General features: G+C 60.6%; 17 protein-coding genes, 1 tRNA gene, 2 rRNA genes and 4 pseudogenes (1 of these 24 cut by a window edge). 17 read left to right on the top strand and 7 right to left on the bottom strand.

Going from position 1 to position 21785, the window contains the following annotated elements; translation table 11 throughout:
* The 4 genes from AZF01_RS18670 to AZF01_RS24550 all read left to right on the top strand — a co-directional run.
* Nucleotides 1-2577 (top strand): 23S ribosomal RNA (locus AZF01_RS18670) (it extends 502 nt beyond the left edge of the window).
* Nucleotides 2578-2936: 359 nt separating this feature from the next.
* Nucleotides 2937-3052 (top strand): 5S ribosomal RNA (rrf, locus tag AZF01_RS18665).
* A 218-nt stretch (nucleotides 3053-3270) separates the two neighbouring features.
* Nucleotides 3271-3347, top strand: a tRNA-Met gene (locus AZF01_RS18660).
* 79 nt (nucleotides 3348-3426) lie between these two features.
* The gene (locus AZF01_RS24550) at nucleotides 3427-3762 is read left to right on the top strand and encodes a hypothetical protein (RefSeq protein WP_024707729.1); all 336 of its coding nucleotides are present in this window, start codon (nucleotides 3427-3429) and stop codon (nucleotides 3760-3762) included.
* 108 nt (nucleotides 3763-3870) lie between these two features.
* Here the strand turns inward: AZF01_RS24550 and AZF01_RS24545 are convergent.
* Both AZF01_RS24545 and AZF01_RS18650 read right to left on the bottom strand, forming a co-directional pair.
* Nucleotides 3871-4956: pseudogene (locus AZF01_RS24545) on the bottom strand (recombinase family protein); the annotation flags it as partial.
* Between the two features lie 19 nt (nucleotides 4957-4975).
* A complete protein-coding gene (locus tag AZF01_RS18650) occupies nucleotides 4976-5212 on the bottom strand; it encodes a hypothetical protein (RefSeq protein WP_223805139.1) in 237 nt (78 codons plus the stop codon).
* A gap of 257 nt (nucleotides 5213-5469) precedes the next feature.
* Here AZF01_RS18650 and AZF01_RS18645 point away from each other — a divergent pair, with 257 nt between their 5' ends.
* The 3 genes and pseudogenes from AZF01_RS18645 to AZF01_RS24685 all read left to right on the top strand — a co-directional run.
* Nucleotides 5470-5769, top strand: coding sequence for a DUF1778 domain-containing protein (locus AZF01_RS18645; RefSeq protein ID WP_024707726.1), 300 nt, complete (start codon nucleotides 5470-5472; stop codon nucleotides 5767-5769).
* 4 nt (nucleotides 5770-5773) lie between these two features.
* On the top strand, nucleotides 5774-6283 hold the full coding sequence (locus tag AZF01_RS18640; RefSeq protein WP_024707725.1) for a GNAT family N-acetyltransferase: 510 nt from the start codon (nucleotides 5774-5776) through the stop codon (nucleotides 6281-6283).
* 44 nt (nucleotides 6284-6327) lie between these two features.
* Nucleotides 6328-6550: pseudogene (locus AZF01_RS24685) on the top strand (site-specific integrase); the annotation flags it as partial.
* An 18-nt stretch (nucleotides 6551-6568) separates the two neighbouring features.
* Here the strand turns inward: AZF01_RS24685 and AZF01_RS18635 are convergent.
* The 5 genes and pseudogenes from AZF01_RS18635 to AZF01_RS18615 all read right to left on the bottom strand — a co-directional run bounded on the left by AZF01_RS18635 (nucleotide 6569) and on the right by AZF01_RS18615 (nucleotide 12417).
* Nucleotides 6569-7462 (bottom strand): 3'-5' exonuclease, encoded by an 894-nt coding sequence (locus AZF01_RS18635; protein WP_024707724.1) that lies wholly within the window; start codon nucleotides 7460-7462, stop codon nucleotides 6569-6571.
* Entirely contained in the window at nucleotides 7449-9473 is a 2025-nt protein-coding gene (locus AZF01_RS18630; protein WP_024707723.1) for an ATP-binding protein, read from the bottom strand. The genes AZF01_RS18635 and AZF01_RS18630 overlap by 14 nt, the downstream gene beginning before the upstream one ends.
* Nucleotides 9470-10792: an SIR2 family protein gene (locus AZF01_RS18625; protein WP_024707722.1), complete on the bottom strand. Its 1323-nt coding sequence runs from the start codon at nucleotides 10790-10792 to the stop codon at nucleotides 9470-9472. The genes AZF01_RS18630 and AZF01_RS18625 overlap by 4 nt, the downstream gene beginning before the upstream one ends.
* A 23-nt stretch (nucleotides 10793-10815) precedes the next feature.
* Nucleotides 10816-11831: pseudogene (locus AZF01_RS18620) on the bottom strand (nucleotidyl transferase AbiEii/AbiGii toxin family protein).
* Nucleotides 11824-12417 (bottom strand): DUF6088 family protein, encoded by a 594-nt coding sequence (locus tag AZF01_RS18615; RefSeq protein WP_024707721.1) that lies wholly within the window; start codon nucleotides 12415-12417, stop codon nucleotides 11824-11826. Before AZF01_RS18615 ends, AZF01_RS18620 begins: the two are co-directional and overlap by 8 nt.
* Nucleotides 12418-12638: 221 nt before the next feature.
* On the opposite strand from AZF01_RS18615, the gene AZF01_RS18610 reads away from it, so the two are divergent.
* The 10 genes and pseudogenes from AZF01_RS18610 to AZF01_RS23650 all read left to right on the top strand — a co-directional run.
* Nucleotides 12639-13601 (top strand): ArdC family protein, encoded by a 963-nt coding sequence (locus tag AZF01_RS18610; RefSeq protein ID WP_024707720.1) that lies wholly within the window; start codon nucleotides 12639-12641, stop codon nucleotides 13599-13601.
* Nucleotides 13598-13993 carry a DUF2958 domain-containing protein gene (locus AZF01_RS18605; protein ID WP_024707719.1) on the top strand — a complete coding sequence of 132 codons (396 nt, stop codon included), beginning with the start codon at nucleotides 13598-13600 and terminating at the stop codon, nucleotides 13991-13993. The genes AZF01_RS18610 and AZF01_RS18605 overlap by 4 nt, the downstream gene beginning before the upstream one ends.
* A 124-nt stretch (nucleotides 13994-14117) precedes the next feature.
* A complete protein-coding gene (locus AZF01_RS18600) occupies nucleotides 14118-16256 on the top strand; it encodes a ParB/RepB/Spo0J family partition protein (protein WP_024707718.1) in 2139 nt (712 codons plus the stop codon).
* 97 nt (nucleotides 16257-16353) lie between these two features.
* Nucleotides 16354-16659, top strand: coding sequence for a hypothetical protein (locus AZF01_RS18595; RefSeq protein ID WP_009450568.1), 306 nt, complete (start codon nucleotides 16354-16356; stop codon nucleotides 16657-16659).
* Nucleotides 16660-17076: 417 nt separating this feature from the next.
* Nucleotides 17077-17241: a hypothetical protein gene (locus tag AZF01_RS24345; RefSeq protein WP_009450567.1), complete on the top strand. Its 165-nt coding sequence runs from the start codon at nucleotides 17077-17079 to the stop codon at nucleotides 17239-17241.
* A 199-nt stretch (nucleotides 17242-17440) separates the two neighbouring features.
* The gene (locus AZF01_RS18590) at nucleotides 17441-17989 is read left to right on the top strand and encodes a hypothetical protein (protein ID WP_024707717.1); all 549 of its coding nucleotides are present in this window, start codon (nucleotides 17441-17443) and stop codon (nucleotides 17987-17989) included.
* 65 nt (nucleotides 17990-18054) lie between these two features.
* Entirely contained in the window at nucleotides 18055-18471 is a 417-nt protein-coding gene (locus AZF01_RS23655) for a hypothetical protein (protein WP_081725750.1), read from the top strand.
* Nucleotides 18464-19084, top strand: a complete 621-nt coding sequence (locus AZF01_RS18580; protein ID WP_024707715.1) for a hypothetical protein — start codon at nucleotides 18464-18466, stop codon at nucleotides 19082-19084. Before AZF01_RS23655 ends, AZF01_RS18580 begins: the two co-directional genes overlap by 8 nt.
* A 384-nt stretch (nucleotides 19085-19468) precedes the next feature.
* Nucleotides 19469-21538, top strand: coding sequence for a recombinase family protein (locus AZF01_RS18570; RefSeq protein ID WP_024707713.1), 2070 nt, complete (start codon nucleotides 19469-19471; stop codon nucleotides 21536-21538).
* Nucleotides 21539-21565: 27 nt separating this feature from the next.
* Nucleotides 21566-21688, top strand: a pseudogene (locus tag AZF01_RS23650) (antitoxin of toxin-antitoxin stability system); the annotation flags it as partial.
* Between the last annotated feature and the right edge of the window lie 97 nt (nucleotides 21689-21785).

Below are 21785 nucleotides of genomic sequence, written 5' to 3'. Positions count from 1 at the left end.
GTTAAGAAGCGAACGCGGGGAACTGAAACATCTAAGTACCCGTAGGAAAGGACATCAATCGAGACTCCGCAAGTAGTGGCGAGCGAACGCGGATGAGGCCAGTGGCAATGATGAATAAAGCAGAACAGGTTGGGAAGCCTGGCGAGATGGGTGATAGCCCCGTATGCGTAGAACAATCATTGTCCTTGAGTAGGGCGGGACACGTGAAATCCTGTTCGAACATGGGGCGACCACGCTCCAAGCCTAAGTACTCGTGCATGACCGATAGCGAACCAGTACCGTGAGGGAAAGGTGAAAAGCACCCCGACAAGGGGAGTGAAAGAGAACCTGAAACCGGATGCCTACAAACAGTCGAAGCCCGCAAGGGTGACGGCGTACCTTTTGTATAATGGGTCAACGACTTAGTGTATCTAGCAAGCTTAAGCCGGTAGGTGGAGGCGCAGCGAAAGCGAGTCTTAATAGGGCGATTGAGTTAGATGCATTAGACCCGAAACCGAGTGATCTAGCCATGAGCAGGTTGAAGGTTGGGTAACACCAACTGGAGGACCGAACCCGCATCTGTTGCAATAGATTGGGATGACTTGTGGCTAGGGGTGAAAGGCCAATCAAACTCGGAGATAGCTGGTTCTCCGCGAAATCTATTTAGGTAGAGCGTTGAATGAATACCTTCGGGGGTAGAGCACTGGATGGGCTATGGGGACTCACCGTCTTACTGATCCTAACCAAACTGCGAATACCGAAGAGTACTGTTCAGCAGACACACGGCGGGTGCTAACGTCCGTCGTGAAAAGGGCAACAACCCTGACCTCCAGCTAAGGTCCCCAAGTCATGGCTAAGTGGGAAAGGATGTGAGGATCCCAAAACAACCAGGATGTTGGCTTAGAAGCAGCCATCATTTAAAGAAAGCGTAACAGCTCACTGGTCTAAATAAGGGTCTTTGCGCCGAAAATGTACCGGGGCTCAAGCCATGCACCGAAGCTGAGGATGTGGATTTATCCACGTGGTAGCGGAGCGTTCCGTAGGCTGATGAAGGGATACCCGTGAGGGGTCCTGGAGGTATCGGAAGTGCGAATGTTGACATGAGTAACGATAAAGAGGGTGAGAGACCCTCTCGCCGAAAGACCAAGGGTTCCTGCTTAAAGTTAATCTGAGCAGGGTTAGCCGGCCCCTAAGACGAGGCGGAAACGCGTAGTCGATGGGAACCACGTTAATATTCGTGGGCCAGGCGGTGGTGACGGATTGCACAAATCGTACATTCTTATTGGATTGAGTGTGCGGTGGAGCGGTTCCAGGAAATAGCCCCGTCGTGAGACCGTACCCGAAACCGACACAGGTGGTCAGGTAGAGTATACCAAGGCGCTTGAGAGAACTGCGTTGAAGGAACTCGGCAAATTGCACGCGTAACTTCGGAAGAAGCGTGACCCTTTGATACGCAAGTATCGGAGGGTGGCACAGACCAGGGGGTAGCGACTGTTTATCAAAAACACAGGGCTCTGCGAAGTCTTTAAGACGACGTATAGGGTCTGACGCCTGCCCGGTGCTGGAAGGTTAAGAGGAGATGTGCAAGCATTGAATCGAAGCCCCAGTAAACGGCGGCCGTAACTATAACGGTCCTAAGGTAGCGAAATTCCTTGTCGGGTAAGTTCCGACCTGCACGAATGGCGTAACGACTTCCCCGCTGTCTCCAACGCAGACTCAGTGAAATTGAATTCCCCGTGAAGATGCGGGGTTCCTGCGGTCAGACGGAAAGACCCCGTGCACCTTTACTATAGCTTTACACTGGCATTCGCCAAGGCATGTGTAGGATAGGTGGTAGGCTTTGAAGCAGGGACGCCAGTTCTTGTGGAGCCATCCTTGAAATACCACCCTTATCTTCGTGGATGTCTAACCGCGATCCGTCATCCGGATCCGGGACAGTGTATGGTGGGTAGTTTGACTGGGGCGGTCGCCTCCTAAAGAGTAACGGAGGCGCGCGATGGTGGGCTCAGACCGGTCGGAAATCGGTCGTCGAGTGCAATGGCATAAGCCCGCCTGACTGCGAGACTGACAAGTCGAGCAGAGACGAAAGTCGGTCATAGTGATCCGGTGGTCCCGCGTGGAAGGGCCATCGCTCAACGGATAAAAGGTACGCCGGGGATAACAGGCTGATGACCCCCAAGAGTCCATATCGACGGGGTTGTTTGGCACCTCGATGTCGGCTCATCGCATCCTGGGGCTGGAGCAGGTCCCAAGGGTTTGGCTGTTCGCCAATTAAAGCGGTACGTGAGCTGGGTTCAGAACGTCGTGAGACAGTTCGGTCCCTATCTGCCGTGGGTGTAGGAATATTGACAGGATCTGTCCCTAGTACGAGAGGACCGGGATGGACGTATCTCTGGTGGACCTGTTGTGGCGCCAGCCGCATAGCAGGGTAGCTATATACGGAATGGATAACCGCTGAAGGCATCTAAGCGGGAAACCAACCTGAAAACGAGTGTTCCCTATCAGAGCCGTTGTAGACGACAACGTTGATAGGCCGGGTGTGGAAGCGCAGCAATGTGTGAAGCTTACCGGTACTAATCGCTCGATTGGCTTGATCGTTCTCATTGTTCATGTTCATCGGCTTCGCCGAAGACATGATCTTTTTGTCCTGACGCTGTCGCGGCCTTTGGCCGCTGCGCTCCGGACGGGCCGCTTCGCGACGCAGGCAAGCTGCTGAGGGTCGTCCCCCGGCAGTCATTGCGACTGCTGACTGGCGAAGCGCCAATACAACAACAGACCTCACGACCTTGTATCCTTTCTTCTGCATCGCAGGGGAAGGTCGAAGCCGACAGGCTTCGCAAGGCCGACCGGCCGCCGGCGCTGATGCGCCGCCCCGTCCGGAGCGAAGCGGCGCAAGCCGCGTCAGCGTGAGGACAGAACAAACTCCAGCTTCTCGAAAACATGCTGCATTTGGCCGACCTGGTGGCTATGGCGGGGTCCTTAACACCCGTTCCCATTCCGAACACGGCCGTGAAATGCCCCAGCGCTGATGGTACTTTGTCTTAAGGCACGGGAGAGTAAGTCGCTGCCAGGTCTGCCAAATGCAGCTCAATATCTTCTCATAACGGCGACTGCCGATCTCAAGCCGCCCCCAAAGCGGCTTTTTGCATTGCCGCAACAAACACGAAACAACGCGGGCTCGAGTAGCCCTCCGGCCCGCAGGAAGCAAAACTTCCAAGCACCGACAAACAAAATTCCGGGCAAAGCGCAAGACCAACCGTCTGCAACCATTCCCCGGAAGCTCAGAAATAACGCGGGGTGGAGCAGCCCGGTAGCTCGTCAGGCTCATAACCTGAAGGCCGCAGGTTCAAATCCTGCCCCCGCAACCATCTTTACTTGCGAAGACCCCGCCCCCGAGGCGGGGTTTTTCGTTTGTGCGGAAATCGTAAGTATTCCAGCAAGATCGCCTTGAACGTCGATCTCCACCTTGCCCTCAACAGGCGTCAGCACGATCTGATCTACCAACGAGCGAATGGTGTCGGCTGCCTCTACCCGCTTGCCCTCTTCTTCATCCTGAAGCGAGTCGTAGAGCTGCTGGATGCGCTTGCGGTATTGCAGCGCCATGCTCGGGTGCAACAGGGCCGGCGGCTCGTCAGCTTCGGCCAGGAACAGTTCCAGTTCCTTCTTCCGCTTTTCCAAGCTCACCATCTTCGCATTGAGAGCGTCGGCAGCGCCGCCTTTAAGGATCAGGTTGAGCAGGGTTTCGAGTTCCCGATCAATCTTCGCGATCTCGGCTTCCGCTGAGGCAATACCGGCGCGGCCTTCCATTCGTAGGCGGTTCATCTCTTGCGTGAACACCTCGCAGAAATGGGCAAATAGCTCAGGGTCAACGAGTCGGGTGCGCAGCGCATTCAGCACGCGTGATTCCAACTCGTCGCGACGGATATTGACGCGGTTGTTACAGGTGCCCTTATTGCGAGCTGTAGAGCATCCGATCAGCGTTGCCGAGATCGCGGAGTACCCGCCACCACAGCATGAACATTTGGTGAGGCCCGAGAAGAGGTATTTTGGGCGCCGCCGATGATTGACAGTGCGGACATCCGTGCAGCCGTTGTCGTCGCGGGTGAGCTTGTTCTTCTCCTGCCGTGCCTTCACAGCATTCCAGAGATCGTCGTCGAGGATCCGGAGCTCTGGTGTCTCCTGGATGACCCATTCCGATTCTGGGTTGGGGCGCGCCTGCCGCTTTCCGGTGTTCGGGTCCTTTACGAAGCGCTGCCGGTTCCAGACGATCTTGCCGACATACATCTCATTATTGAGGATGCCGTTGCCACGCTTCGGGTTGCCGTTGATCGTGCTGAAACCCCAGTCGCCGCCCGAAGGGGCCGGAATGCCGTCCTTGTTCAGTGCAAAGGCTATGGTCTTGGCCGACTTGCCGGCCGCGTAGTCGCGGAAAATGCGGCGAACGACGGCGGCCTGGTCTTCGTTGATGGTGCGGTCGCCTCGAATGGGTTCGCCATTGGCATCCAGCTTCTTGACCACATCGTAGCCATAGGAATTGCCGCCACCCGATTTGCCAGCCTCGACACGGCCGCGCTGGCCGCGGCGGGTCTTGTCGGCAAGATCCTTGAGGAAGAGGGCATTCATTGTGCCCTTGAGGCCGACATGCAGATGGCTGACCTCGCCCTCCGACAGGGTGAATATCTTCACATCCGCATAGGACACGCGTTTGAAGATTCCGGCGATGTCTTCCTGATCACGCGAGAGGCGATCCATAGCCTCTGAGAGGATCACGTCGAAGCGACCGGCCATGGCGTCGGTCATCAGAGCCTGGATGCCCGGACGGATCAGCGAAGCGCCGGAGATTGCGTGGTCGGTATATTCTTCGATGACGTGCCAGCCTTGCTTTTCGGCATGGAGGCGGCACATGCGAAGTTGGTCGGCAATGGAAGCGTCGCGTTGATTGTCAGAAGAATAACGGGCGTAGATCGCGACTTTCAAAACATTGCTCCCATCCGCATCAGGAGGTGCGCTTCCTCCTTTGCCTGGATAACTTCACTTCCTCGGCAAAGCATTCCCGTGCCGCCTGCTTTGCCAGGATGCCGACCAGACGCAGAAGGCGAGGGTCGGGACTGCCGCGCGGCGTAAACGTCAACTCCGGCGCGTCCAGCAGCAAAGATTCGAGCAGCGCTTCGCGCTCGGCTCCTGTCATCTTTGCTGTGTTTTGTGAGGCTCGCAAGGTCATAACTGACAGCATTCGTCCCGTGCCCGGTATAAGCAATGGAATTTACGGGCGAACATTTGGCGGCGATCAGTATGCCGACGCGTGTCATGGCGTGCGGCGGCGTGGTCTGGCGTGCCGTGGCATAGTGAAATGACCTGTCGGAATCGATCGCTGTCGCCGTCATCTTTCGCCTCGATACTACCCCATCGGAAGCTGTTGCTTGTGGATGCGACTTTATCGTATTGTATTTAGAGATACAAGATGCCATCTTCCGACCAAGGAGAATCGCCATGGCCAACACTGCCGAACGCAAGGAATATCCTATCTCAATGCGTCTGCCCGAGGCCGATGTTGCCATGATCGATCGTGCCGCCAGCCTGCGCGGCCGTTCGCGCACCGATTTCGTGCGAGATGCCGCTGTGCGCGCGGCCGAGGAGGTCGTCATGGAGCAGGGCCTGATCCGGATGAGCCCGGAAGGCTTTGCTCAGTTCATGGATGTGCTGTCGCGCCCGGCCGCTCCTGTTCCGGAGATGGTTGAAGTGCTGAAGCGGCCTGCGCCGTGGGAGCCCGGCTACGCGGCGAAGCGGTAATCCCTTGCTGCTTTCAGGACCCGAGCCGCTTTCCGCCGCCCACGATGTTTCTGAGTTTACCTGTGGCAATCCGACGCTCGACCGCTGGCTGAAAACCCGCGCGCTCTCCAATCAGCAGAAGGGCTTTACCGCCGTTCTCGTCGTGCATGAGGCAGGGCGTGTGGTGGGTTATTACGGCCTTGCACCAACAGCCGTTGTGCCATCGGTGCTACCGCGCTCCATCCGGACGGGGCAGCCCCCTAATCCAATTCCCTGCATGCTGCTTGGCCAGCTCGCGACCGATATCGGCTCGGCAGGGTTGGGCATCGGGACTGGCCTTGTGAAGCACGCCCTCCAACGCTGCGTTCAGGCCGCATCGCTGATCGGTGGGCGGGCATTGATGGTCAACGCCGTCGACGGGGAGGCTGCCGAATTCTGGCAGCGTCGAGGATTTGAGCCTGCCAGAGATGATGGACTGGTCCTGTTTCGCTCGATCAGCGATATTGCTGCGTCGCTCCGTGAGGCTGGAAGGTGAATGGTCCAATGTTTCGTGGACGTCTTCCTTGCTAAATTTGAGGCAAGGACCTACGCCGGACATTCAAGACGGTGACCGGCAAGGCGAGGATCTCGAAGGAAATCCGCTTCCGCCTCCAGAACCACGCGTTGCAGGATGCCAGCTGCAAGAACCATGACCGCTAGGCACCACATAGTGGAAAAGCGCGCCGACATGACGAAACGGCACAGGTTCGTCTGCGCCATGCTTGCCAAGAAGTGCGCGCAAGTGCCGGAGGGAATGCAATAGCCCGGCCTTCGACGGTACTCAGATCCGGTCTGAAAACCGATCATAGGCATCGATCCGCCGAACCGGGGGATCGACCTCATACCGATAGATTTCCGTTCTCAAGAACCGTAGCTCGGCCTCGAGCTGAGCCTCGGGAACGTCAATATACCATGCGCGCGGCTGCGGGCCGGGATCGCCGTTCCAGCGGTATCCGCGCGCTTTGAGGACATCCTTGAGGTCAAAGGGTGCGTTCTCCGCCCAGATTCGCCAAAAAACGGCACGGGCGCCGTCCAGGAGACGGCTGAGACCTGTAGCGCCAGATCGGGGCAGCCACATTGCCAGCAACTCGACCGTAGCAAGACAGTCGTACATCGCGCGGTGACGGTCGTAGAAGAAGCCGGCGGCCTGAGCGAGATAGGCGAGTTTCGTGCCCTCGAACCCCTCCGCTGCCCAATCGATCTGGCTGAGCGAGCATGCCCACGGCTTCGTCGAGAACACGTCGCTGAATCGTTCAAGGAAGCGGCGGTCGAATGCCGCGTTGTGTGCGATGACGAGCGAAGCCGGCGCTGCGAATGTGGCTACCGCTGCGGGATCAATAATCTGGCCGGCCACCATCTCGTTGGTGATGCCCGTGATCGCGGTGATTTCCGGGGCGATAGGCTCGCTCGGCTGACGCAGCCCTTGGAAGCTGTCATCCACGCTGAAAATGGTGCCATCCAAGCCATAGTTGAATGGTGTCATGGCGAGTTCGATGATCTCGTCGCACTGATGGTCAAGCCCCGTGGTCTCCACATCAACCACCAGGCCAAGGCGCAGCGGCGTGCCTGGCGGAGGAACGATGCGAGGGCGCGGCTTGAGACGCCGGACGACCCGGTAGTCTCCCGTGGCCTCCAGCGTCTGCGCCAGGGTCTCCAGATGGTCAGAAGATGTCATCGTCTGACGCTTCGTTTGCTGCCATCGGCTCCCCTCCAGCAGTATCGACCGGAGCGAGTCGAATGCCGGCGGCTCGACCTTCTTCGTGGAACCACAAATCGACCACGGCGGTGTCGTCGCTGCGCGGCCGCGGTGATGCCTCCCGCACCTTGAATGTCGTCGGGAGATTGACCGAGGTTCCGAACACCAGCGCGTGCTGCCGAGGCAATGACGGTAACCGTTTCAGGACCGAATCCGAGATGAACGGCGTCATCTGCCGAATCTGAGAAAGATCGTCGGGGTTCTGGATGCGGTGAACCAGGAAATTGGAGCACTGGCTGAGAACCGTCTTGGACAGCTCACTCGGGCGTTGTGATGCCAAGAGCACGAACATGCCGTATTTGCGTCCTTCCTTGGCGATGCGCTCGAATATCTTGGTCGCGTCCACTGCATAGCGGGATGGCGTCGCCGAGATGTAGCGGTGCGCTTCTTCCAGCAGAAGATGGATCGGAAAGCGATTGCGCGGATCGGCGCGCCGGAGCAGGCGAAACAGCATCCGCGCGATCACGGCGCTGACCAGTTCGACCACCTCGTCCTCGACGTCATTCATGTCGATGATGATGATCTGATTGGCTTTGGTGTGGCCGGTTCCCTTGCCGTTCAGGCCGACCAGCCGAGTGAGAAACTTCAGCTCTCCATTGTCGGCGGCTGCGGCGCCCGCCTCATGTCGGAGGAATTCATACTCAGGGCGATCTTCCAGTGCCTGGAAGCGCGTCACCATCTGGGAGCAGTAGTCTCGGATTTGCCGATTACCGTGCGCCTCCGCATACAGGATGGCGAGGTCTATTGCATCGCCGAGTGCCGCAAAGTCGAATGGCAGGTTTTGATAGGCTGGAAGCTTCAAATCCTCCAACTCGAAACCGTTCGGGCCAACCAGATAAGCATCCAGACCCGCAGGGTTGGCCATTTGGCCAAAGTTGATCGCAATATATGGCCGGATTTTTGCCGCGTTGATCTCGTTCGTGCTGAAGCGCTGAAGGATGCCAATGATCCGATCATGCTTGGACGGGCTCGACGAGTCGTCGCGCATAATCTGGGTGATGCACTTGGCGAGGATGTGATTGCGGACGCTGTTGAGTTCTGCGGCCCCCGCATTTGAGAACAAGGTCGAGAGCCCGAGCGCCATGCGCAGGATGGGCACCTGGGTGCGCTCGCTGGCTTGCAGCAACAGCTCCCATTCCGCCAGTTCCAAAAACCAGTGCGGCAAGCGGAAGCCCGCTGCCGTACCGTCGAGGACGACGCGCTCGACTCCGATCGCTCCCACCTTCGCGGAAGCGCTCAGAGCGGCGTGATACTCGCCGTTGACGTCGAAGACGATGAAGGTCGCGCCGCGGGCGTGATGCTCCTTCGGCTTGCAGAAAAGGGACTGCAAGACCGAGGCGACCGTGCAGGATTTGCCGCTGCCGGTATTGCCCAGGACGGCGACATGACCGCCGAAGAACTCGTTCAGACGAACTTTGACGTCGTAGTCCTCGAACACCACCGACTTGCCGATCGGTAGAACCCGATAGCGCGTGGCCCCTTCGGGTTGGCAGGCGCCGCCATCCGGGCCGACTGACGGCTCGACGGCGGCCTCGGTCTCAAAGATGCGATCGAGCTCGCCATCCAGCGCATACAGTGCGTCCGCATACAGAGACGGGAAAACCGACACACCGAAGCGGAACGCGCCGCCGCGCATCGGCAACATGCCGACGGGCACCACGTCCAGATATTTCGAGGAGCCGGCCCGGTCGAAATCGCCCCGCTCGGAAGGCGTGCTCGCGTCGCGCTCACGCAGGCCGACAACCTCGACCACGACATATTCCGACTGCGACGGAATCATCAGGAATGATCCCAGTCGCGCCACATAATGCACGTCGTCGAAGCCGACGACCGTGAAGTTGTCGGTGCCGACGTGCATCTCGACAACAAAGCGGTCGGCCGCAACCGAGACCACCTTGCCGATCGCCCGCTTGCGATCGTCGTGGCTCATGCCTCGCCATCCTTTGTCTCGTCGCCCCTTTTCGGCGCCAGCTCCGACAACACCTTGCGGACGGCGTCATCAATCCTGTCGCTGGGGCGCTGGGGCATGAAATGCTCGACGATCATGTCGAAGTAGTGCGCCCTCGTCCCGTCGGAAGGGCCATTGCCTCCAATGATCCAAATGCGCGGATCGCGCAGCGCCCGCAGCTTGGCGATCTCTCCCTCCGTGTCGGGCGCCGCAAAGATCACCAAGCGGAAGGTCGGGATCGTCAGAGCCTGATAGATGATGTTGTTCAGGTGCTCGTCGCCGAAGGCGTAGCCGGCCGTGATGAGAACGCTCTGCTCGCGCACGATCCGGGACTGAAATTCCCGGAACAGGTCTGCGTAGGGCGAGCCGAGCGAAGAGTTCTGCTTCGCCGGCGTCGGATAGATCAGCATCTGGTTTGAGGATTCCGGCGGCCAGACCTCCTTGATCGGGAACAGGCCATGATCGTCCTCGGTCCAAGTGACCGAACCATGCAATTTGCAGAGATAGACGAAGGCGTCGACGGCAGTCCATTTGCGGCTGGCGACGTCGAGCTGCTCGGCCAGAGCATAGCGGAAGATCGCCGGGTTGAAGCGGCGTTCTACGACGCCGGAAAAACCGTTGGCATAGGGAATGCCCAGGCGATCCATCGCCAATTCGCTGAAATGATCGTAGTTGGTCGTGAACACCCAGGGCCGGGGCAAGGACCGATCGCGTAGGACCAGTTTCTTGTAGAAACGCTCGTAGAGGTCGCGCACGGTCGTGTCGCCCTCCGTGGCGAAGGCCCCTTGGGTGACACGGGTCCATAGGAAGTCCTGGACCTTCTTGATGATGCCGTCGAGAACAGCGCGATAGGGGTGAAGATCGGGATTCTCGCTCTGGCGCAGCACGAACCGTTGCGCGAACAGCACCTCCATCAAGCGTTCCAGGTTACGGCTGTAATCCTTCGCCAGGTCGACTCCGAGCGCGTCGAGATAGTCGAGTTCGTCTTTGGTCAGCCGCCACGGTGCCGGTACAGCGCCGGCTGTTGGCGGATCGCTGTAGAATCCCGCCGCGCGTGCCTCGATGGTTTCGCCGCAAAACTCCTTGGCCAACGGCGCCATGGTCGCAATGCCGAGTTCCTTTTTGTCCTTCATCAGGGAAGAACATCCGGCGCCGAGCAGAAATGCGATGTTCTTGGCGTTCATGGCCTCGGAAATCGCCTTGCGGGCGCTCTCGATCCCCTTGTTCCAGTCCAGTTCAGATGGCTCGGAATCGCCGTCCCGCAGAAACTGGAATTTTCGCTCTTCTTCGACTTCGCTCATATACCCCCGGTCCTCCCAGTTTCTTACTTGGCTGCTCTGTTCGCGCGCGCGGCTATATCAGCGCACTGCGCCATGAGCGCTTCGAACGGCTCCTCGTCGTCGAAGAGCAGTCCATCCTCAACCATGCGGGCATAGTCATCCTCCAACGCCTTCGCGCCATCGCCGACCGGCACGAGTTGCAAGCCGCCGCTGACAGCCGCTGCATAGTCGATCGGCGTGCGGTCGGCGGCCTTCTCTGCGAAGAACATCGACTTGTGCCGAGCGGCAGCGTTGGCCAGGTCGCGATCGGCAAAAGCGGCTTCCGCGAAGCCGGCTTCGTCCAGTCGGACAACATCGCGCCAATGTCGCGCGAAGCGGTCGCCGCGCAGCCGCTCCTGGAGGCAGAAGACGTGGATGGCGGTCGCCTTCTCCCAGAACGTCCGCTCCGCGTGCATGACGCGCGGCCGCGCCGTCGGGAAGAGCAGCCCTCGATCAGGCCGGCCGCGTCGCAGACGACGTCGCGCAAGCTCGCGGGTTCGCCCGTCGAGCGCGCGCCGAACTCCAGCATGACGCTTGGAGCCACATAGCCGGACCCGGCTGCGGTCGCCTCATAGTCGATGAAGAGCTTCTCATCCTCGACGCGGACGGCCGCCGCCAGACCTTCGACGGCCAGTGCGGTCTCGATCACAGGCTGCACGGTTTCCGCGACCCATGCCGGTAACCGCCGACGGACCTCGCTGGACCTGCGCTTTTCCTCGCTTCGTGTCTTCGGCAGACCCTCGCCATTGTCCCCAACCAGATCGGGCGCAATCGCCCGAATGTCGTAGGTCAGATCCACGTCCTCCGAAAACCGGCGAATGACCTGATAGGCTTTCGACAGCGACGTGCCGCCCTTGAACACCAGATGCTCGCCGAGCGGTGCCGCGTAGAGGGTCGCCAGCGCCCACACCACCCACACATCCTTTTCGAGAAGATGGGTGGGGCGACCCGAACGGTCGGCAGCGACGCCCAGTGCATCACGCCGATCCTCGGCCGAAAGCTGGAGGAAAACGTCAGCCATAGGCCGCCTTTCCGACGCTCTGTGCGAGCCATGTCGGAAACTGCGGCGCGGCGGCGACCAGTTCGCCGAACTCGCCGGGCGGCATCTTCCGTTTCAATGTCGTGAGCGCGGCCTCCGCCCTTTCGGGGCCGAGCCAAGCCAGCGCCCGCACGGCCTCCCCTGCGGGGCGGTTGGCCAGGGCCAGTTGCCAGCGCGGCGCGTGCCGCAATTCGACGACCTGCTTGCCGAGGTGCATCTTTCGGCTGCGTCCGGAGGTCAGATAGACCGAGCGGACGGGCACCTGCGTCGTCAAGCCAAGCGCGTTCGCCGCGGCGGCGCCGTTCGAGACGATGATCTCCCCTTTTTGGGTCGCGAGGGCCTCGACAGCCTGCTCGACCGAAGGTGCGCGCGTGCCAAACCGACTGGCGATGGGGCGCAGATAGACGCCACGACCGGCGCGGATGAGCTGCCCGCGCTCGGACAGACGCGACAATGCCTGATCCACGGCCGCCCGGTTTCCGAGGTGGAGCAAGCCCTTGGCGGACACGGGCATCCCTTCGGGAAGTCCCGTCGCATGTGCCAGAATCTGTTCGGTCAGCCGTGTCATCGTCTTTCTCCTGTTGGAAATGTACGCGAGTTTCTGACAGTTTTCAAGGAAGTCCGGATAGGGGAACGCCTTCCCCTGCGGCCGAGCCTTGGTCTCTGCCTACCCCTTCTGCGGGGAGATCCCCGCAACGCCCCCTTCAGAGTGAGAGTACGGACGGATTTTCCGTGACGGGTTGAGGGCTGGAGGAGAGGCTTCCGGCGCCCGTCGCGGAGATCATCCCGATGGCCAGACAGGGTCGTAACCTCGCGGAAGGTGGCGCGCGCAGCAACCTTTACGACGACATCACCAACAAGATCATCGCCGAGCTGGAGCAAGGGCGGTTGCCATGGGTCCAGCCCTGGGGTGCGTCGCCTGATACCGCCCCGCTGGGCCTGCCGAGAAATGCTTCAACCGGCCGATCCTATTCCGGCATCAATATTCTCATCCTCTGGGGCGCTGTCATCCAGCATGGTTTCCCCGCTCAGGCGTGGTTGACGTTCCGCCAGGCGCTTTCGCTTGGCGGCAATGTCAGGAAGGGCGAGCGTGGCACAACTGTCGTTTATGCCGACCGTTTCACCCCCGAGGACGAGAAGCGCCGTGCTCGCGAAACGGGTGAGGATGCGCATGCCATTTCGTTCCTGAAGCGGTTCACGGTCTTTAACGCCGCGCAATGCGATGGCCTACCCGATGAGATCACGGCAGTCGCGCCGCCACCGCCGCCGGGCCTTATCGAACCTCGGGTCGAGGCGTTGATTCGGGCCACCGGCATTGACTTCCGTATTGGCGGCAATCGCGCCTTCTATATGCCGTCACTCGACTATGTGCAGGTGCCGCCTCCGCAGACCTATTTCGAGCCGATCAACTGGCACAGGACGGCCCTGCATGAGCTGGGGCACGCCAGCGGCCATCACAGCCGCCTCAACCGCGATCTGACCGGCTCGTTCGGTTCGAAGAAATACGCCTTCGAGGAGATGATTGCCGAACAGACCGCAGCTTTCAGTTGCGCCGCGCTCGGGATCGTGCCGACCGTCCGCCATGCCGATTACATCGGATCGTGGCTGGAGGTCATGCGCGAGGATTCCCGCGCCATTGTCCGCGCGGCCTCGCAGGCCAGCAAGGCGGCGGACTGGCTGCTGTCGTATCTGCCTGCCGAGGACACCGGAGAGCCGGATGCGAGCGTAACTGAGCGGAGGGCTGCGGCATGATCCTCCTGACCGGCGCACAGCGAGACCGCCTGCTGGTGAATGGTCGCCAGCGCGATCAGGATCACATCCCGGTCGTGAAGTTCTTCAATCCCCTCGGTGAAGGCGTCTGGCTCGCTACCGAACTGGATGAGGATGGCGACATCATGTTCGGCCTGGCTGATCTCGGCTATCCCGAACTGGGTTCGTGGAGCCTTGGCGAGATGCAGTCAGTCCGGCTGCCCTTCGGCATGGGCATCGAGCGCGATCTGCTGTTCACCGGCGATTTCCCGATCTCGGTCTGGGCCGAGGCGGCTCGCGAGACCGGAAGCATCCGCGCCGCCGAACGTCTGCTCTACCGCGTCGGCGCGAGCTTTTCCCGTACATCCGCCGATACGGAAAACCGGAGTGCCTGATTTCCGGGTTTCAGGTTCTGCGGCTGGCGTCGCTCTCTTCAGAGGAAGAGGGCGGCGCTTCGCTTCGTGACGGGCTGATAGCCGGAGAGAGAGGCTCACCGGCGTCCGTCATGGAGACACTGACATGGCCACTGCCGTTCAAAAGATCACCCTGTCATCCTCGCGCGACATTCCCTTCAACAAACTGGTGCTCAGCCAGTCCAACGTCCGGCGCGTCAAGGCCGGGATCTCTGTTGAGGAGCTGGCCGAGTCTATCGCCCGTCGCGGCCTGATCCAGTCCCTGCATGTCCGCCCGGTCGTGGATGCCGAGGGCAAGGAAACCGGCATGTTCGAGGTGCCCGCCGGCGGTCGCCGCTTCCGGGCGCTGGAACTGCTGGTCAAGCAGAAGCGCCTCGCCAAGATCGCGCCGGTCCCGTGCGTGGTGTCGGAGGCCAGCGCCGATGTGCTGATCGACGAGGTATCGCTCGCCGAGAATATCGAGCGCGCACCGCTGCATCCGCTCGACCAATTCCGCGCCTTCCAGGCCATGCGCGAAAAGGGCATGACCGAGGAAACAATCGCTGCCGCCTTCTTCGTGGACTCCAAGGTGGTGAAACAGCGCCTGCGTCTGGTTTCCGTCTCACCGGCATTGCTCGACGTCTATGCCGAGGACGGCATGACGCTGGAACAACTCATGGCCTTCAGCGTCAGTTCTGACCATGCCCGTCAGGAGCAGGTCTGGGAAGCGATCAGGGATGGCTGGCAGAAGGAACCCTACCACATCCGACGCCTGCTGACCGAAACCACAGTCCGCGCCGCCGACAAACGGGCGGTGTTCGTTGGTATCGATGCCTATGAAGAGGCTGGCGGCTGCGTGCTGCGTGATCTCTTTCAGCAGGACGATGGTGGCTGGCTGCAAGATCCGGTGCTGCTCGACCGGTTGGTGGGCGAAAAACTGAAGGCCGAGGGCGAAGCCATCGCCGCCGAGGGCTGGAAATGGATCGAGGTCGCCATCACCTTCCCCTATGGTCACGACCATGGCCTACGCCAGATTGTCGGCACCACGGTCGATCTGAGCGAAGAGGAACGCGCCACCCGCGAAGCATTGCGCGACGAGTATGACCGGCTTGAAGTCGAATATGGCGAGGCGGACGAGCTGCCTGACGAGATCGACGCCCGCTTGGGTGAGATCGAACTGGCTCTGGAAACCTTCGAGCGCCGTCCGATGACCTTCGAGCCGGACCAGATCAGCATGGCGGGTGTCTTCATCAGCATCGACGCCGATGGCGCATTGCTGATCGAGCGCGGCTATGTTCGCGCCGAGGATGAAACGCCTGCGGAACCGGAAGCTGAAATCGTTGACCCGGAAACCGGCGAGGTGATCCAGCGGGCAGAACCGGAGGTAAGCCGCATGGGTGCAGTTATCACGCTGGGCGGCCAGGCGGTCGAAACTGAGGAGGAAGACGAGGCCGACATCATCAAGCCGCTGCCCGATCGCCTGGTCAGCGAGCTGACCGCGCATCGCACGCTGGCGCTGCGGGATGCGGTGGCAGTAAACCCGCATGTCGCTATGACGGCACTGCTGCACAGGCTGGCCATGGATTGCTTCATGCCGCATTCCAGCAAGGGATGCCTCGAAGCCCAGGTCCGGGAGGTTCATCTGCCCGCACAGGCCGAGGATCTGCGCGACAGCGCGTCGGCCAAGGCTATCGCTGACCGCCACGAACGCTGGGGCGATCATGTCCCGGCAGACGATGCCGCCCTCTGGGATTGGCTGACCGATCTGGACGATGGGTCGCGCATGGAGTTACTCGCCCATTGCGTCAGCTTCGGTGTCAATGCGCTCTATGAGAAGCCGAACCCTTACAGCGGCACGGGCGTCAGCCAGCACGGGCTGGACATCCGCCTGTCGCAGGCTGACCGGCTGGCCCGTTCGACCGGCCTCGACATGGTGGCCGTGGGCTGGCGGCCGACGGTCGGCAATTATCTCGGCCGCGTGACCAAGCCGCGTATCCTTGAAGCTGTACGTGAAGGGGCCGGAGACCGGGCCGCCGAGTTGATCGGACATCTCAAGAAGGGCGACATGGCCAAGGAAGCCGAACGCCTGCTGGCGGAAACCGGCTGGCTGCCTGAGCCGCTGCGCATGGCGGACGAGGGTATCGAAGTCGACCCGGCATCGGGCACTGCGGCGGAAGCCGACAATCTGCCCGATTTCCTCTCCGGCGATGGCGAGGACGACCCCGCTGACGATGAGGAAGAACAGCATATGGTCGCTGCTGAATAGCACTCATGCGGGGCGGCTTCGGTCGCCCCGTTCTAACCGCTCCGTTTCCGTAACTCGCCCGATCCTCGTGATCGGGCTTTTTCTTTGGAGAGCCGCCATGGCTGCCAGCATCGACGTTGATGAAATATTTGCTCAGGATCGGGAAAACCGTCCGCTGGAGCGTACACTGCCCTGGGAGGAAAGCCGCGACGGCATGACCGTTGTTGTGGAGCCAAAGCCCCATTGGGCCGAAGATATGCGCGTTTTCCGGCTCGATGCCCGTGAATACTGCCGCTATGCCGAATGGACTGCCCATGGCGGCCGTGCGCGCTTCTATGGTCACATCGATACATCGGGCGACGATCTGATGATGAAAGCCCGCGCGATGGTTGCCCGCGAAATTGCCGATGGGCTTTGGAGCTGAAGACCCGATCGCAGGGTCTCTGGCCGTGAGGATGGGATGTCTGCACCGGACGGGCCCAATCCGGCTTCACCATGCAATCCGCCATCCCGATCAGGACAAGCGGCAGCCATCTCTGGCCTGAAGGAACACGATCCTGATGCCAGCATGGTGGCAAGGCTGACGCGGCAGAGCATCTGCGACGGGTATCCGGCATCCTGTCAGATGCGAAAAACCACCCCCGCTTCCATTCGCAAACCTTGGTCCGATCCGTCTCTTTGACATTCAACCCCAAAGGGGTCGGCTTACGCGCGCGTGCCGCCCTCGGGGATTCGGGAAAAGTCCGAACGCCCTCGGGTGATTGCAGATCCGGTCAGACACTTCGGGCGCCTGTCGCGCGGGGGATGGTCCCCCGCCTCCCAAAGACAGGAGCCGGAACCCATGTCCTATGCAGATGCCACCGCCTTCGCCGCCAGCCTTGCCGCCACGCTGATGGTTTCGATCGTTGTGTTCCAGGCCGGAGACGGCACCCACGCCGCGTGCCCTGCCGCCGAGTTCGACGGCGACGACGACATGGTGAAGCTGGAGCTGGACCCGTGGGAATAAGGCGCGAAAGCGCCTCATCCCCGACGGCCCGAGCGCGGCAGCCCGCGCTTCGGGCCTTCAGCGCCTCGCGATGGTTCCCATCGCCGGCAGCGGAACCGGGAACGAGCCCGGTCAGAGAGGAAGAGTGCGGGCCGTTCGGCCGTGACGGGTTGAGGGTCGGAGAGAGAGGCTCACCGGCGCCCGTCATGGAGTGATCCCGATGACCTTTGCCCGTTCCGAAACCTTCCGTTCCATCGGCCAGATTCTGGCTGCCGATGTTCTGCCCGCGCTTTATCGGTCGCAAAAGCTGCCGCTGCGTATCTCATGCCTTGGCGTGGCCAGTTATGACGCCAGTGACGCGGCGAACGGTTTTGACCGCGTGATCCCGCTTGGCGAATGCCCGTCACCGGAAGAGGCCATCCAGGCCGCAGCCTTGCGCCTGTCGCGCGGTGATATTCGCACGGGGCCGGACAGCTTTCCGTATTTTCAGCCGCGCATCATGCTCATTCAGGACCAAGATCAACGCCTGGTCCTCGCTGGCGAAATCCGCGCCGGCATTATCCTCTGGCAACAGCCTGTCGCCTCCGATGCCGAGGCACGCAGGATTGTGACCGAGGCCAGCCGCCTGCGCGGTATGGCGTTTCGGACATCAGATCCCGAAGCGGCGAGACGGCTGCGTTACCGCGCCGCTGCGCTGGAAGCCCGGTTGGTCGATTCCTTTTGGCGCGAGACCTCGGCCGATCTGCTCCGCCTGCCGCAGGCCGCCTGAGCTTCACCCATTTCATCCCATTCGGCTCGGCCACACGCCGGGCCATGTCATGCCAGGAGACTATCATGGCCGATTATTTCACGCACTTTTCTTGCCTGCTCGATGTAGGCACCCCCGAAAACGCTGCCCGCGCGCTGGATCTCTACAAAGCTCTGGCGGATGACAATGCCGTTGAGGATCCGCCCTCCGATGGCTTCCTGCTCTCCATCCAGCCAGAGCATGGCGGTACGCAACTCTGGATGCGCGATGACGTCACCGGCGATCCTGAGCATGTCATCCAATTCGTCAAACGCTGCGCTGCCGAATTTGGCCTGAGTGGATTGTGGGGTTTCCAGTACGCAAATAGCTGCTCGAAACCGCGCATCGACGGATTTGGTGGTGGGGCGCATGTCCTTGATCTCGCCACCGGCAAGACGGTGGACTGGATCTCTACCGATGGCTGGCTTTCCACCGTGCTGGAGGGAGGCGATCCCCATGCCTGAGATCATCGAAACCACCGTCTATCGCCTCGACGAATTGTCCGAAGCGGCGAAGGACAAGGCCCGTGCCTGGTATCGCGAAGGCGGCTTCGACTATGACTGGTACGATGCCGTCTATGAGGATTTTCAGCGCATCGCCGAGATCCTCGGTTTGAATCTCAAAACCCGCACCGTCCGGTTGATGGGCGGGGGTTCACGGCAAGCCCCCTGTATTTGCTTCCAGTGCTTCTGGTCGCAAGGTGATGGCGCCTGTTTCGAGACCTTCTATTCCTACCGGAAAAATGCGCCGCGCCGGATCAGGGAATACGCCCCGCAGGACACCGAACTGCACCGCCTCGCCGATACCCTTCAGGCGATCCAGCGCCGAAACTTCTATCAGCTTCGCGCCGATGCCAGCCATCGCGGGCATTATTATCACGAATACTGCATGTCGATCGCGGTCGAGCGCGACAGCCCGACCTGGCAGGACATGACCGCTGATGCCGAGGAGGCGGTCATCGAGGCGCTGCGCGATCTGGCCATCTCATGGTCATTCTGCCCATATCGGCGAGTTTGTGACTGTTCATTACCCCTACCACCCGCTTTTCGGGCGGCGGGTGCGATGCGAAGGCATTGATAGATCCCGAAACGGTGCGGTGGCGCGGATTGAAGCCGCGCCGGGTCATGTCGTTATCGTAGCGACCTGGATGCTCGACCCGGTCGCTTGTGTGGGTATGGCGCTTGGCGAGCCGCGGGTTTCGCTTGGTTCCCTTGTTGAACTCGCCGAATTTCTGGCTGCGCATCGCACAAGGGTAAGCTCCTCGACTGTAGGCATAGTCCAGGAGATTCCCCCCGATGAAACGATCGACACCCATTCCGCCCGAAAGATCGCGCCAAGTCGCTATGGCGTTCGATTCCCACAAGATGCTGGGCATGAGCCCGAGGCAGCGCGAAGCAGTGCTGATGGCGCTGGCGACCCTGCTGATGGAGGCGACCGAAGCCGCCAGAAAGGAGGAGCCGCATGAACGCGCTTAGCCCTCTTCCGCCGGCGATCTTGAAGCGCAAGGCCGTCGTTTATGTGCGGCAGTCGACACAAAGTCAGGTCCTGCACAATCTTGAAAGCCAGCGAAGCCAGTACGATCTCGTGAACACGGCTCGACGGCATGGTTTCCAGCAGGTCGAGGTCATCGACGATGATCTTGGGCGCTCTGCCAGTGGCGCTGTCGCCCGCCCGGGATTCGAGCGTCTTGTCGCCTGGCTCTGCGCCGGGGATGTAGGCGCAGTGCTTTGCCTCGACGCTTCTCGCCTCGCCCGAAACGGGCGTGACTGGCACCACTTGCTGGAGCTTTGCGGTCTGGCCGACGCCCGGGTCATCGACCAGGACGGCGTATACAATCCCTGCGCACCCAATGATCGTCTGTTGCTCGGCATGAAGGGAACAATCAGCGAGTTCGAACTCGGCATTCTACGGGCGCGAATGCTCGAGGCCGCCCGGTCAAAGGCTAAGCGGGGCGAACTGCGCATCAACGTGCCCATCGGCTATATTTGGCATCGCGATGCGGGCCTTGGCTTCGATCCCGATCTGCGTGTGCAGGAGGCCATCCGCCTGATCTTCAGCCGCTTCCGGGAACTGAAAAGCGGCCGCCAAGTCCTGTTGTCGCTGACGCAGGACAAGCTCTCATTCCCACGCCCCTCCGAGGGGCGTTACATGACGTCATTCGACTGGACGCCAATCCGGTATCGCAACGTCATCTCTGTGCTCAAGAATCCCTTTTATGCTGGGATTTATGCCTATGGGAAAAGCGGGCCCCGCGCCGAGATCGTGGATGGGCGGGCCCATAAATCCTACGGCCATGGCAAGCCTATGGAAGAATGGGATATCTTCCTGAAGGACCACCATGAAGGTTACATCGGCTGGGAAGAATATGAGCGCAATCTGGCCCATCTGGCGACCAATGCGCACGGTCGGAAAGGCGGTGTCAAGTCTGGGCGCGGCGGTCGCGCGCTGCTCTCTGGATTGATGTCGTGCGCGCGATGCGGCTGCCGTATCACGGTCACGTATCCCGGCCAGGCCTTGAGCCCGGTCTACCGCTGCGACTACATGAACACGATGCTTGGTCACGACCGGTGTGTTCATTTTGGCGGGTCACGGATCGACGCCGCGATCGCCGCAGAGATTCTTCGCGTGGTGCAGCCCGTTGCGATAGAAGCAGCGAGGGAGGCGGAACGAATGCTGACAATGGCCAGCGAAGAACGACGACGCGCTGCGGAGCTCGACTTGCAGAAGGCGCAGTATGAGGCTGGACTGGCAGAGCGCCGCTATGCGGCCTGCGATCCCGAGAACCGACTTATTGCGGCCACGCTTGAACGGAACTGGGAGGCGACCCTGCAGCGTCTCGAGGCGTGCAAAATGCGCGTTGACGTCGGTGAGGCCCCCATCGTCGCAGTGGAACCACCTGACCTTGAAGGCTTGGCCGAAGAGGTGGCCACGGCCTGGAACGCAGCTGGCGTCAGCGCGCGGACCCGCCAACGCCTGGTGCGCACGCTGATCAAGGACATTGTCGCGGACGTCGATGAGCAAAGTCGCGAAGTGATCTTGACCATCCACTGGCAAGGTGGCCAACACTCCCAGCTGCGCGTCAAGAAGCCCAAACCCGGCCAGCATGGCCGCGTCACTTCCGAAGATGCCTTGACCTTGATCCGATCCATGGCCGGACGTTGGAGCGATAGTGACATTGCTGCGACGCTCAACAGAATGAGCCTGCGCACGGGGTGCGATCACACCTGGACCGCGAAACGAGTCTCCTCCACCCGGAAGATCAATGGCATTCGAGCTTACGCGTCGGCCGACAAGCAGGGCGGGTGGCTTACGATGGCCGAAGCGGCTGAGAAAGTGGGGGTGACACATCACGTCATCCGCCGGCTAATCAAAGAGAAAATCCTGCCGGCTGAACAGGTTATGCGGCACGCACCACATCAGATAAGAATCGTCGACCTCGAAAGTGATGCGGTTGCCGAAGCCCTGAGGCACCGAAATGCCCCGTGTCGCGATCCCCGGCAAACTACACTTCCAATGATTACAAACACTTAGAATGAGGTGCATAATGAATCGTTGTCGGCCCGCTGGCTCTACCGCCAGCTTGAGCGCGAGTATGATTATCTGTCCTCGGACGAGGCTGTCGATGCAACCATTGCCGCCAATGAATACACCTTCACCGCAACTGGTCGCCGCTTTGGATGATCCCGAGAATACGCTGACAAGCGCCCCACCGTCCGGTCGGGGCGCTTTTTTTATGCTGCGCTTTGAGAGTCAGAGGCGGGCCGGAAGGGGTTAAGTC

It is taken from the genome of Martelella sp. AD-3 (assembly GCF_001578105.1).
GTDB lineage: Bacteria > Pseudomonadota > Alphaproteobacteria > Rhizobiales > Rhizobiaceae > Martelella.
This window is presented reverse-complemented; position numbering and strand designations above follow the sequence as displayed.